Here is a 14,139-nt window from a genome sequence, read left to right on the forward strand (position 1 = left end):
GGAAATTTTATGACAGATTCAATCAATACAGATTTACAAACTCGTTTGCAGTGGTCGCTTTTATCGCTGCGCTTAGGGGTGTTTATTGTGATGGTAATGTGGACACTGGATAAATTTGTAAATCCGGGGCATAGCGCCCGTATCTTTGAACATTTTTATGGGATCAGTGGCTCTACCGATACTATTGCTTATATTTTAGGTGCACTGCAATTATTGCTAGTAATAGCATTTTTAGTCGGTTTTAAAAAACGTATTACTTACGGTGTTATTTTTATAATGCATGGACTATCAACGCTGTCTTCTTACAACCAGTACATAGATGGCTTTAATAATTTACTGTTTTTTGCAGCATGGCCTATGTGGGCTGCGTGTTTTGCGCTTTATTTATTACGCGATCAAGACGTAAAATTTACCGTTAAATAATAAGCAAAAAAAATGGTTATAAGCGTTAGCCTATAACCAATAAAGTACACAGGGAGTGTAGGAAGTTCTGTTGTACACAGTAAGCGGTTAGCAAGCCATTTACTGTGTGTAATTAAAAGCACTTTTTGGCGCTTTCAATCAAGTTAAGTTGCTGTAACAAATACGTACAATAATAAAAGCAAAGCCAATGCCAATTTTTAACAGTATGAATTTTATAGATATTTATATTGTTTGGATTGTGGCTTTGCATAATGCAGGTAAATCTTTCTATATTGCAACGGTAAAAGTTACCTACTTTGCAATATGAAAAAATGGCACTGTTTTAGAATCCGATTCGACTAAAAGCAGCGCTGATTTAAAAATCAGCGGCTACTTCAAATTCTAATCGTTCATGACTAATAGGATGGGTAAAAGCTAAATACTCGGCATGCAAATGCAGTCGTTCTGCCTTTTCACCGTAGTGAGTGTCGCCCACAATGGGTGTATTTAATCCTAAGTGGTGGGCACAGTGAACACGCAATTGATGAGTACGTCCTGTTTTAGGATAAAGTTGTAAGCGGGTGGTATTATTTTTACGTTCCAGTACCTGCCATGTTGTTAATGACGGCTTCCCCGTTTTGTAACACACCATTTGCCGTGGCTTATCATCAAAATCAAGCACTAAAGGTAACTCTATGCTGCCACTCTCAGCAGCAATATTACCCGCCACTAAAGCAATATATCGTTTTTCTACACTACGCTCTATAAACTGTTTTTGCAGTGCTTTATGCACCCGTTTATTTAACGCAATCATTAACAGCCCTGAAGTCGACATGTCTAATCGGTGCACAATAAGTGGCCCCGAAGCGTGTGGGAACTGAGTTTTGATTCGCATATATACCGAATCGTCAATATTAATGCCTGGCACAGATAAAAATTCAGCTGGTTTATTTACCACTAACAAATCATCGTCTTGATAAACAATCGTTAGGTCTTTACCCTGTGCAGGGTTGACCAAAAGCGGGTTGTCTTCAACATTTAACCCCTCTAGCATATGCCCTAAAATAGGCTGGCATTTGCTATAGCACGATGGGTAATAATGTAAATGATGTCTTATTGCCGACTTAGGCGGTGCGCCCCACCAAAATTCGGCCATAGCCAGGGGCTTTAAATTATTTTTATAAGCATATTGTAATAATTTTGGCGCGGCACAATCTCCCGCGCCTGAAGGCGGTGTGTGCTCGGGCAGTTTGGCAAAAATGGCGTTTAAATCGGTCACTTCGCCGTTTGCATTTAAAAACTGGTATTGAGCGAATAGCTTTTTTTGTAAATTTTTAGAGAGTACTTTACGGCGTTTTTTTAATCCGTTAATTTCATCATCTATTGTGAGTTGTGCTTGTTCAAGCGCTGCAATGCGTGTTTGCCACTGTTGCTTTAATGCTTGTAGTTGTTTTTTCTCAACAATGCTCTGCCCAGCTAATTGGTTCTTCAGTTTTTCAAACTCATCATTATTGAGTTGCTTGCTGGCAACTTGTCGTTGCTTTTTTCGCTGTTTTCGAGTTACTTGCATCGCTTGCTGCTTGGCGATAAGTTGTTGCTCATAGTGTTGGCGAGCAGTCACTAACTGTTGCTCAATTTGTTGATAATTATCACTGTTTTGCAAGGCTGTAATTTGCGCATTAATGTCGTTAATCACTTGGCTTTGCTGACTAAATTCTGCATCGTCAATATGTTTAAGTGCCACATTTGGCGCAAAATACAATTGCTCATCTATCCCCGCTATTTGCCCAGAGTAGGCGCTAATAAAGCCTAGCTGTTGCGACTTATCTTGAACAACCAATACGCCAAACATTTTACCGGCATCAATATCATCTGTATCTAAAATAGCCTTATCTAGCTTTTTTAATTGTAGTTGTAATTGTTTTGCAGCAGCCACAGCCAGCGGATGAGGTTTATAATAAAAGGGAAACGTAAACTGCTCAGGCAGTGCAAGGTTATCTATATTTTCATTAAAAGTGGTAAAGCAGCTAGCAGGGTTTGACATGGCAATAGTGTGATTAGCAGTTATCAGAATAATTAGTCAGAGTGTAACATAAGCAGCGCTTTGCCACTAAGCATGCCTGGCATTACAAACAAAAAGGCCAACATATTTATGTTGGCCTTTGGTATTAAGCTAATACTTATTTGTTAGCGTCTTTCACTGCTTTTAATTTAGCTGCATGGTCAATTTCAAATGCAGGCATGTCTTTTTTGCCTTCCATTAAGTAGTTGTCCATCCAACGCATTAAACGCAAGCTGTAATCGTACTGTGCCGCTACTTTACGGTTACCATGGCCTTCGCCTGGGTAGTAAACAAGGCGAACATCTTTACCTTGCACTTTCATGTAACGGTAAAGTTCCATAGATTGTGCAGGGTGAACGCGAGGATCGTCTTTACCATGCATAATAAGCAGTGGCGTTTCAGATTGACCCGCCCAGTAAATTGGGCTGCGCTCTAGGTACCATTGCCATTTATCCCATGGGTATGAACGCGCATGAACTAGGTTCATTTCGTTTGAAATATCAGTAGTACCAAATTTAGATAGCTGATTAGTGACACCCACAAACATAACGCTGGCAGCAAAGTGCTCGGTTAGCTTTGTAGCGCCCCAGGCTGATGCATAACCGCCGTAAGAACCACCGGTAATACCCACGCGTTTAGTATCAACTAATCCCATATCAACAAGGTGATTTTTAAAATCAACTAAGTCGTCAAACTCTTTACCTGCGTAATCGTTTTGACCTAGTTTAGAGTAATCTACGCCTTTACCTGTTGAACCTCGGTAATTAGGGTAAAATACCGCGTAACCACGTGCAGCGCCCATTTGACCAGGACGCGAGTAGTTAGTTACCCAGCCGTTTTTATCATGACTTTCAGGGCCACCGTGTACCGACATAATTAGTGGGTAGCGTGTGCCTTTTTCATAATCGAGTGGGTAAACTAGAACACCATCAAGCTCTACACCGTCACGCGCTTTAAGGGTAATTGTTTCTTGTTTAGCAAAGCGTTTGTCGTTTAACCAGCTGTTTGAATCAGTTAAACGTTTTGCCTTGTTACTGCGCACAATAAAGACTTCGTTAGGGTGTTTTGCCGTGTTACCACGAAGTGCTAGGGTTTTATCTGAATCAGAAACACTTAGCTGAGAGGCAATAAATTTACCTTCTTTTACTAGCTTTTTGTATTTGTTAGAGCCGGTTTTAATGCTCGCAACAAAACTTTCTGTGCCAACATTGGCAATAAAGTTAAGCGTGTTACGTTTATGCGACCATTCAAAGTCAACAACGTGGCCCATAAAGTTAGGTAACCATTCAGTGATTTCGGCGGTTTTAGTATCGGCAATAAATAAGCGGCCAGTTGCAGGGTCGTGCTTATCTTCAGCACCTAAAATAGCAATGTATTTACCGTCATGCGAAAGCTCGGCATCGCCTAGCTTACCTTCAGTTTTAAACGATAAGGTGACTTTGTTGCTGGCAATATCAAACAAGTGCCACATCGATTTTGTGTATTTATCATCAATTAGTGCAGTAGGTTGAGTTTTAACCAGAAGCTTTTCACCATTCGCAGCCCAATTAACGTCACTCACGTAGCTATCAACATTGAGTGCGGTTGGAGTAAGTGGCTTGTCGGCTTTAGCTAAATCTACAATAAAAAGCTGCTTGTTTTTAAGGCCTTGCTCGTACACTTCTGCTTTAAAGCCAAGTTTTTTAAGTTCTTTTTCTGACTTATCAGCAGCTGGCATTGCTAAAATAGCGACTTGCTTGTTATCAGGGCTTAACTGATAGCTTGAAATAGATGTGTCTTTTAATGACATAACCGCTTGTGCTTGGCCGCCATCAACAGGTATTTGGTAAAGCGAAGTATATTTGTCGTCTTTTAATTTCGCTAAAAAGTAAATTGTTTTGCTGTCGTTTGACCATTGTAGGCTTTTAATATTAACTGAACCGGTAATAAAAGGGCGTTCAACACCTTTATCGTCAACAACATAAAGCTCACTGTAATTGCTGCCATTTTCGTCAACGTAAAGCGTGCGAGGTAACGAACGGGTAAATGCAACACTGTCGCCATCGGGGCTAACGGTTGTTTGTATTACTGATTTTACTTTTGGAATGTCTTCAACAGTAATTGCTGATTGCGCAAATGCAAGTGAGCTTGAGAGCCCAATTGCTATCGCTAAGCTAGTTTTTAGCATTGTTATTTCCTTTGCTTTATTAGATTTCAGCTATTATAGCAAGGTGTTCTCAATATACTAAAAAATGCGATTAATCCTCAAAAGAGGAGGTTTAATGTTGTAGTTATGCAAAAGCGCGGCTTAAAACCGCGCATAAATCTATAGACTCTTTTTAGGAGGAAGTGCCACGTTTGCAAAAATAAGTCCTGCCACCAGCGACATAAAGATTAAAAACGTTTGCTGACCAATATGATCTGCATAAACAAAGTCTTGGCCTTCAATCAGTGAGTTTAAACCAATATACGTTTTGCTCCCTGGTACCAATACAATTAGGCCTTGCATAGCAACAATTGAGGCCGGGGCATTAGCAACACGGTTAAATAAATTACTGAACACACCAACAGAAAATGCACCAATAAAGGTCCCTAATGTGTAATTTAAATCTAAATAAATGGCAGGCCCAATACTAGTGCCATAAGCTATAAAGCCTGAGGCAATAGACCACATTGCATGTTTAAGCTTTGTTCTAAAGATAACGATTAAGCTACTACACAAAAGTAAAATAGCGAGCCATGCAGTCCACTTTGGTAGCGGCTCAGGTTGTACGAAATCGGCTTGCCCAAAGACTGCAAAGCCAATAGCAAGACCAATAAAAGCCCCAAAATAAAGCTTAAACAGCAACATAAATGAGTCCATAACGCGAGCTGTGCCCGATACTAAATGTCTGGCTGCGAGTTCAGCAAGGCCAAGTGCAAGGGCTAAACCGGGTATAAACACAATAATGGCAGAAAGCACAATTAATCGAATGTTGATGTGTGCATCTAAATGAACGCTAATAGCACAAGCAAGAATAGCCGACACTATTGCCACTAATGGCTCAAGCATGTGAGCCACACGTTTCGAACGGGCCGACCACAATACAAATAAGTATACAATAAAGGTTAATAACCCAGACCACAGAACATCATTCCAACTGGTGCCCATAAGCATTGCAAATGCGCCGCCAGAGGTGGCAAAGGCAACGCCTGTCAGCACTCTGTTATAAGGATTTGGGGCATCAAAAATAATATCAAGTTGCTGATCAACCTCTTGCAACGTGAGCTCACCATTAAGCATTTTATTAACTAGGTCATCGGTATCGGCAAGTGAACCTAAATCGTGATCGCCTGGGTCAACGCGGGCAACATGGGTGTATTCATCTTCATGGCCATCGGTCCAAATAACAAAGGTAACCGACGTGGGCGACATAACAAACGATGATTTAAGATCTAAATAAGTCGCCACTTCCATTAAGTGGGCTTCTAAGCGATAGGCAGGTGTACCGTATTTATGGAGCATTTTGCCCAATTTAACGATAAATTTGCGTTTTTCAGTAAACGTTGCGGTTTTCAAATTTGTTTTGAACCAACTATTAAATAACTAAGCTAAAAATATAGGCAATAATGCTAAAATTGCCCAAGTTTATTTGCGGCGATTTTAAACACAAATCGCCGCCTGTCTAGTGATTTTTAATGTTATTTTTTATTTTTTTCTGCTATCCACTGCGACATATATTGTGTGCTGCGCATGGTATGGTGTTTGAGCATTTGACCCGTGAAATTTTTCATCCGGTGAGCATCTAAATTACTGCTTATTGAGTCGATTTTTTCAATTAATTGAGCACTTAACTGTACTTTGTCATACAGAGTATTAAGCAGAAGGCTGCCAGCGGCTTGTGCTTCACTAAATTTAGCCTCGTTGTTGTATAAAGAGACTGCGGCATCTGCAAAAGCTTGCGTATCTGCTGTTACCACACCTGGCCACGGCAACGTGCTGTGCATACCTTCGCTGCCAATAGGCGTGGTGATGCTTGGGGTTTGCATGATCATGGCTTCTAAAAGTTTACCTTTAATACCCGCTCCAAAACGCAAAGGAGCTAAGCAAATCCGCGCACTTTGCATTACTTCATACGCATCATCGGCCCAGCCTTTAATTAAAAAGCCGGTTTTAGGGTTATTAAGCGCGGTGGCTTTTGGCGGCGGGTAAGAGCCATAAATATGCAATTCTGCTTGCGGTAGTTGTTTGCGGATAAGCGGCCAAATTTTTTGTAAATAGAGTACCGCATCCCAGTTTGGGGCATGTCTGAAATTACCAATGGTCATAAAGTGTTGGCGTTGTTGATACGATTTAGTTTGCTCAGGTAAGGCACTTAAATCAACCATAAAAGGTAAGTGATGCAACACGCTAGGCTCAACTTTAAACACTTCATTGAGTAGTTCCATCTCATAGCTTGAGATAATTAAGCTGAGATCACAGCGTAAAATAGCGGCTATTTCACGTTTAGCTATGTCTGATAGTAAATCGCTGTGGTTGAATTCGCGCTCACCTTTATGCGCCTCATGGCGTGCATTACGCAGGCATTGTAAATCTTCGGTGTCTAAAATTTTAAGCGCATTAGGACAATGCTTATCTACGCGCCAGCCAAACTGCTCTTCCATCATAAAACGATCGAACATCACTAAATCGGGGTTGTAAGCTTTAACATAGTCATCAAAACTATCGCAGTTAAGAGCGATGCTTTGGCTGGTTATACCAAAGTCGGCAAGGTCAACCATGTGTTTGGTAGGCTGTGCGGGCGTGGCGAACTCAACATCCCAGTTTTGCGTCCTAAACGCATTTAGTAACGACATCATGTGCGTACCTGCAGCAGATGAATTGGGCTCTGGCCATACATAGCCAATTACCAGCACTTTTTTCATTGGCTAGATTCTCTAATTATTTGATGGAAAAACAGACTCAAACACAGTGGTATATTTTTAAAAGCTGTAACGGTATTTAAAAAGCAGAGTATGATTTCGAAAAACTAAAATGCTGCAAATTAATGGACATAAACAACCGATTTTAGCGTTGAGTAAATAGGCGTGTATTTTAGCGTATTCAGGCTACTTAAGTCATTACTTAGCTTAACACTTTATGAATGGTGCAAAACGTGTTTATATATCCGGTAATATTTAACAATAAAAAGGATGAAAACATGAATGCTTTTAGGCTGTTAATTGCCTTGGTAGGCTGCATTGTTTTATTGCCTGCAAGTTATGCAGAGCAAGGATATCAAACCCCTTCACCAGCGCTTGCTACACTTGTAGATGCTAAGTTAGCACCAACTAGTTCTTTATCAAGTGATGGACAGTGGCTGGCTTTGTTTGAACGCAAGCGTGTTGTGTCGCTTGATGAGCTGGCAAAAGAAGAATTTAAGCTTGCGGGGATCAAGCTCAACCCAGCTAACTTTTCACGCTCACGGGTAAGTGCCAAATACAGTGCTTTAGAACTTAAGCATGTAGAAAGTGGTACTGTGGTTAACGTAAATAATTTGCCGCAGGGGATCATTCGCTCTCCTCGCTGGTCAGCAAATAGCGAGTATTTAGCGTTTATTGTTGAACAACCGGATAACGCACGGCTTTGGGTTTATAGCGTTAAAACCAAGCAAGCAAAGCAGTTAAATGAGTTTGCACTAAATTCAGTATTAACCGCTACACCTTATCAGTGGTTACCCGATAGCACAGCGATTGTGGCGAATTTAGCGGTTAACTTAGACAAACCCAGATTAACCAATGATACCCAAAGCACAGTACCGGTTATTCAACAAAGTAGCGGTGAAAAAGCCCCAGCGCGTACTTATCAAAACTTATTAACCAGCCCATTTGATGAAGCACAATTTAAATTTTATGGTCAAGGTCAATTAGCGTATATCACGCTTGATGGTAAAGCACAGCCAATTGGCCGTGCTGGCTTATTTAAATCGTTTTCAATTTCGCCTGATTCAACCAATATTTTAGTCGCGACCATCGACGAGCCATTTTCGTATCAAGTCCCTTACAGCCGTTTTGCAACTACATGGCAAATATGGGGAATGCGGGGATATGCATTAGTCGAGCTGGCTAAGCAACCTCTTGCCGACAACATTCCTCAAGGGTATGACAGTGTTCGCACTGATCGTCGTGATTTTGAGTGGCGAGCCGATCAGGGCGCGGAGGTTATTTGGGCCGAAGCGCAAGATGGCGGCGATATGAAAACTGAGGTTGAGCATCATGATTACCTTTATAGTTTACGTGCACCGTTTAAACGCGACCCTAAATTATTTGCCAAAGTAGAGCGTCGTTTTGCAGGCATACAATGGGGTAATGACAACATTGCCATGCTAAGTGATTGGCGCTTTAGTGACCGACAAGTGCGCACTTATGTTATTCAACCACGTAATGCTGATAGTAACCGCGTGTTATTTTCAGAGCGAAGCTACAATGATGCCTATAAAGATCCAGGTAGTGCCATATATGAACGAAACGACTTAGGCACGCGTGTTATAAAAGTCGTAGGCGGACGTTACATTTACCTTCGTGGAAACGGTGCATCTGAGCAAGGAAATATTCCATTTTTAGATCAATATGATGTAAAAACAAATAGCACTAAGCGAGTATGGCAATCGGCTGCACCTTACTACGAGCGAGTGCGAGCTTTATTAGACGATGAAGGTAAGCGTATTATTACTATTCGTGAATCTAAAACGCAGCAGCCTAACTTTTTTATTCGCGATTTAGATAAAGATAGCTTAACGCAACTGACCCAATTTGAGCATCCGTATCCAGCATTTAAAGGGGTGACTAAAGAGCAATTACGTTATACCCGCGATGACGGTGTTGAGCTTTCAGGTACGCTTTATTTACCGCCAGGGTATGACAAAACACAAGGGCCTTTACCTGTTCTGATGTGGGCATATCCACTTGAATATAAAGATAAAGCGGTTGCTTCACAAGTACGCGAATCAGAATACGAATTTACCTACATAGGTTACTGGGGCCCAATGCCTTATTTAGCTAAAGGAATTGCGGTATTTGACGATCCTAAAATGCCGATTGTAGGTGTTGATGGTAGTGAGCCAAATGATCACTTTAGAAAACAGCTGGTTTCTAGCGCCAAGGCAGCGGTAGATGTACTGGTTGAAAAGGGTATTGCTGATAAAGATAATATCGCCATTGCAGGGCACTCTTACGGTGCATTCATGGTGGCTAACTTATTAGCGCATAGCGACTTATTTAAGGCTGGTATTGCCCGAAGTGGTGCGTATAACCGCACATTAACGCCGTTTGGTTTTCAAGGTGAAGAACGTGATTTTTGGCAAGCACAAAGTGTGTACGCAAACATGTCGCCGTTTTTCCATGCTGAGAAGATTAACGAACCTATGTTAATGATCCACGGTCAAGAAGATCCGAATTCGGGAACTTTCCCAATGCAAAGTGAACGTATGTATGCTGCACTTAAAGGCTTGGGTAAAGAAGCGCGTTTAGTGATGCTTCCTTACGAAGCCCACGGCTACCGTGCCCGTAAAAGCTTATTACATGTGCTATGGGAGCAAGAGCAGTGGCTTGATAAGTACTTGTTAAGTGATAACGAAGTAGACACTGAAACAACAGTAAATTAATTTGCTAAGAGTTTCGAGCTCAGGGCTTCGAGGTTTGGCGGCGCGAAATACTGCGCTGCTAACTCGGGCTAAGCTCGGTGCTCTTAGCCCGACTCTCGATGCTGTTATTTCTAATTTACCGATAGCTATTTTTCCTTTACCCTTTCATTCAAAATTAACACTACTTTTTTAACCTATTGCGAGCTTTAAATGATTGATGTAGCTGCACTTGCGGTATTTGTTCCTACGTTCTTTTTTGTGTCTATTACTCCTGGTATGTGCATGACACTGGCCATGACTTTAGGCATGAGTATAGGCGTGCGCCGAACTTTATGGATGATGATTGGCGAGCTATTAGGTGTCGCCAGTGTTGCGGTAGCCGCAGTGTTAGGTGTTGCCAGTGTAATGCTTAATTACCCCAGCGCATTCGATATTTTAAAATGGCTAGGTGGTGCTTATTTAATCTACATCGGCATTAATATGTGGCGTGCGAAAGGAAAAATGTCGGTTGATACACATAACACAACAGCGGTGAGCCGATATTCATTATTTTCACAGGGGTTTGTAACCGCCATTGCCAATCCAAAAGGATGGGCGTTTATGATTTCCTTATTACCTCCTTTTATTAACGTACAATACAGTGTTGCGCCGCAATTAGCGGTGCTGGTGGCCATTATTTTGCTCTCAGAGTTTATCTGTATGATGATTTACGCAACAGGTGGCAAAACCCTGCGGTTATTTTTAACCAAAGGCAATAACATTAAGTGGATGAATCGTATTGCGGGAAGTTTAATGGTGCTAGTAGGAGTTTGGCTTGCAATTAGTTAACTATAAACAAGCCTTAACCTGAACTTAGGTTATTTAAATAGCTGAAAATGATGCGTTAAGTGCTTTAATTGCAGCTTTTGTTTTTGCTGCTAACGTGTCGCGTGCAGGCGTTAGAGCAAATACATCGTAATGGGGAAGCTGCCAATCAGTGCATATTTCTAAAAGTTCTCCTGTAGCTAAAAAATTACGTACTTCAGGCTCTGGCAAAATAGCATAGCCTAACTCGTCGAGAACAAATTGAATCACAGTTTGCATATTATTAATGGCAATACGTGCTTTTGGTAGTGTTGTGCTTTCACCGCGGGTAAGGTGCGTAAGCGCCGGATCAACAGCTATATGTGCAATGCGGTTATGCGCTTTTAGGTCATCCAGTGTGATTTTTGGTTGCTGTGCTAGTGCATGATTTTTATGAACACACAGTATTAATGGCCAACTAGCGAGTTGGCGTGCAATTAAGTTTGAGTCTTCGAGAGGACCAATTGCCAGCACTAAATCTATACCTGTTCTGATCATATCAATCGGCTCGTCAGAAAGCGTTAAGTGCACATCTATATCACTAAATTGGCTAATTAAATGCTTTACAGGCTCGCTTAATAACCCACCACCAAAACCAACAGGGGCGGCTAGTTTTAATTGCCCACTCGGACAGTTTTGTAAATGCTGTAATTGTTCTGAAGTAGCTGTTGCAACGGCAAGCATTTGTAAGCAACTTTGATAATACAGCTCACCCGCCTCGGTAAGCGTTAATTCCCGAGGGCTGCGATTAAATAAACTCAAACCTACATCTTGCTCTATTTGTTTTATTTGCTGACTAATTGCAGAGGTTGTCATTAAAAGGTCTGCGGCAGCTTTGCTCATACTTCCCGTTTGTACTGTGCGAACAAATATATTCAGGGTTTTAGTTAACTTATCACTCATACCGTTAAGCCTTACTTAAATTAGCTTTAATAAAAATAACATTGTGAGAAAGGGAACTTCTCACTATTATCGCAAACGCTAATTATTATCATTTACATGCTAAATGTCACGGAGAAATATCATGAACACGGTAAGTTGTAAGTTAAGGCCGGTAACTGCATTTATTTTAAGTACTTTTGCAATTGCTAACCCTGCTTTTGCTGATGAAAAAAAACAAGATATGGAAGTAATGGTTGTCACTGCTTCTGGTTACGAACAAATGCTCAAAGAGGCACCTGCAAGTATTAGTGTTATCGACAGAGCGCAGCTAGAAAAACGCTTTTATCGTGACTTAACCGATGCAATGGCTGATATTCCGGGTGTAATAGTGACTGGCGGAGGTGACAGAAAAGATATTAGCTTGCGTGGTATGGCAAGCCAATACACGCTTATTCTTATTGATGGGCAACGCCAAAGTTCAAGAGAAACACGACCAAATAGTGATGGCCCGGGGGTAGAAGGTGCTTGGACGCCGCCAATTTCAGCGATTGAACGTATTGAAGTAATACGTGGCCCTATGTCGTCGTTGTATGGCTCTGATGCTATTGGTGGTGTGATCAATATTATTACCCGTAAAGCGCCAGAACAGTGGTATGGAGAACTGCGTTTAGACAGCACCATTCAAGAGCAAAGCCAGTCAGGTGATATAAACCAAGCCAGCTTTTTCACTTCTGGTGGCATTATTCCAGATCTATTGGGCGTGCAATTATACGGTCAATTTTCAAAGCGAAATGAAGATGACTTTACTGCAGGATTTCGAGGCAAAGAACAAAGTAATGTAAAAGCTAAGTTCACATTAACACCTAATGATAGTCATGAATTAATGTTTGAACTTGGCTCGGCAAAACAAACATTAGATGAAACCCTCGGCAAAACAGTTGCCGAGCTTGCTCCAGGAGAAAGTTGTGGTCGACGTGGCTGCCCTGAATCAGCAACTACTGAGTATGAGCAACAAACATACTCTATGTCACACAATGGTTTTTATGACTTTGGATCGTCGCGTAGTTACATTAAATACGATAAGTTTGATAATAACTCACGTGAAATGTTTGTCGAAAATACTGACATTCAAACAACTTGGAGTTTACCGCTATTTAGTGATCATAACTCTACGTTTGGTGCGACCTATTTAAAAGAGTCATTGGATGATTATACAAGTAATAAAATTAGCGACTTAACCCATGTAGAAAACGAGCAATGGTCAGTTTTTGGTGAAAACGAGTGGGCAGCAACGGATGACTTTAAGCTTACCGCAGGCCTACGTTACGATCATGATGGCAACTTTGCGGGTCATTGGAGTCCACGTTTATACGGTGTTTATAGCGCATCTAAAGCGATCACCATCAAAGGCGGCATATCAACGGGTTTCCGTGCGCCAAATATTCGCCAATCTACCGCGCAATGGGGACAAGTGAGTCGTGGTGGTAATATTTATGGTAACCCTGACTTAAAGCCTGAGCAATCAGTGAACTATGAAATGGGTGTTTACTATGACTCTGGACGCGATTTAAGTATATCGACAACCGTTTTTTATAATGAATTTGATGACAAAATAACTCGTATAGCATGCCCATTAACGCAGTGCACAGATGGCCCAAATCAGTTCGGCTCCATGCCAACTACCTACATTAATGTGGATGAAGCCATAACCCAAGGTGTTGAGCTATCAGTAGATTACGATATTTCAACTGATATTGATGTGAGTGCCAGTTATACCTACACCGACTCAGAGCAAAAAACCGGTGAATATAAGGGGAGCCCACTTAATCAGCTACCAAAACATAGTTTACAAACGTCTTTAAATTGGCGTCCAACAGATAAGTTAGGCGGATGGTTACGTGTGCAATATCGTGGAGAAGAAAGCCAGCCTACCACAGGGCCTTCACAAAGCAGTTTAATTGCCCCTGATTATACCATTGCCAATTTAGGTGCTAATTATCAGCTAAGTGACAGCGTTAAACTCGGTGCTGGAATTTACAACTTGCTTGATAAAGAGATCACAGAGCAAGAGTATGGTTATGTTGAAGATGGTCGCCGTTATTGGGCGTCTTTAGTGTGGCAGTTCTAAACACTTTTTAATAATACAAAGTAAACGAGTACGCTAAACCGTACTCGTTTTTTGGTTTTATCTAGGTTCTTGTTCAATAATGTTTAAAAAGCACAAAAGGCGGTTGGCTTTTTCTGTGTAGTCGCTTATTCTAGCAGCGTATTTAGTCATTAAATGTAACTTTAAAGTTTACTAATAATTTATAACTTTCTTCAATCCCCAAAGGTATGCCTCGTTTGAACCACATAGCAAAACAAAAAGCC

The 14,139-nt window shown here is 41.2% G+C and carries 9 protein-coding genes; 4 read left to right on the forward strand and 5 right to left on the reverse strand.

Annotated features, from left to right (window positions below):
- The first annotated feature begins 9 nt into the window (after positions 1–9).
- Entirely contained in the window at positions 10–423 is a 414-nt protein-coding gene (locus CWB78_RS11955; protein ID WP_138595766.1) for a hypothetical protein, read from the forward strand.
- 355 nt (positions 424–778) lie between these two features.
- On the opposite strand, the gene CWB78_RS11960 is transcribed toward CWB78_RS11955, so the two are convergent.
- The 4 genes from CWB78_RS11960 to CWB78_RS11975 form a co-directional block, all read right to left on the reverse strand.
- The gene (locus CWB78_RS11960; protein ID WP_138595768.1) at positions 779–2,446 is read right to left on the reverse strand and encodes an RluA family pseudouridine synthase; all 1,668 of its coding nucleotides are present in this window, start codon (positions 2,444–2,446) and stop codon (positions 779–781) included.
- 136 nt (positions 2,447–2,582) lie between these two features.
- Complete coding sequence (locus tag CWB78_RS11965; RefSeq protein ID WP_075169990.1) at positions 2,583–4,631, reverse strand: S9 family peptidase; 2,049 nt, start codon at positions 4,629–4,631, stop codon at positions 2,583–2,585.
- Positions 4,632–4,769: 138 nt separating this feature from the next.
- Positions 4,770–6,002, reverse strand: coding sequence for a threonine/serine exporter family protein (locus tag CWB78_RS11970; protein ID WP_138562871.1), 1,233 nt, complete (start codon positions 6,000–6,002; stop codon positions 4,770–4,772).
- A 122-nt stretch (positions 6,003–6,124) separates the two neighbouring features.
- Complete coding sequence (locus CWB78_RS11975) at positions 6,125–7,348, reverse strand: glycosyltransferase (protein WP_138595770.1); 1,224 nt, start codon at positions 7,346–7,348, stop codon at positions 6,125–6,127.
- Positions 7,349–7,623: 275 nt separating this feature from the next.
- Between CWB78_RS11975 and CWB78_RS11980 the strand changes: the two genes are divergently transcribed.
- Entirely contained in the window at positions 7,624–10,065 is a 2,442-nt protein-coding gene (locus tag CWB78_RS11980; RefSeq protein WP_138595772.1) for a S9 family peptidase, read from the forward strand.
- A gap of 189 nt (positions 10,066–10,254) precedes the next feature.
- A complete protein-coding gene (locus CWB78_RS11985; RefSeq protein ID WP_138595774.1) occupies positions 10,255–10,872 on the forward strand; it encodes a LysE family translocator in 618 nt (205 codons plus the stop codon).
- A 33-nt stretch (positions 10,873–10,905) separates the two neighbouring features.
- Here CWB78_RS11985 and CWB78_RS11990 read toward each other — a convergent pair whose 3' ends face one another.
- Positions 10,906–11,790: a LysR family transcriptional regulator gene (locus tag CWB78_RS11990; RefSeq protein ID WP_138562845.1), complete on the reverse strand. Its 885-nt coding sequence runs from the start codon at positions 11,788–11,790 to the stop codon at positions 10,906–10,908.
- Between the two features lie 121 nt (positions 11,791–11,911).
- Between CWB78_RS11990 and CWB78_RS11995 the strand changes: the two genes are divergently transcribed.
- Positions 11,912–13,897, forward strand: coding sequence for a ligand-gated channel protein (locus tag CWB78_RS11995; RefSeq protein ID WP_138595776.1), 1,986 nt, complete (start codon positions 11,912–11,914; stop codon positions 13,895–13,897).
- Positions 13,898–14,139 lie beyond the last annotated feature (242 nt).

Source organism: Pseudoalteromonas sp. S1612 (assembly GCF_005887175.1).
GTDB classification, from domain to species: Bacteria; Pseudomonadota; Gammaproteobacteria; order Enterobacterales; family Alteromonadaceae; genus Pseudoalteromonas; species Pseudoalteromonas undina.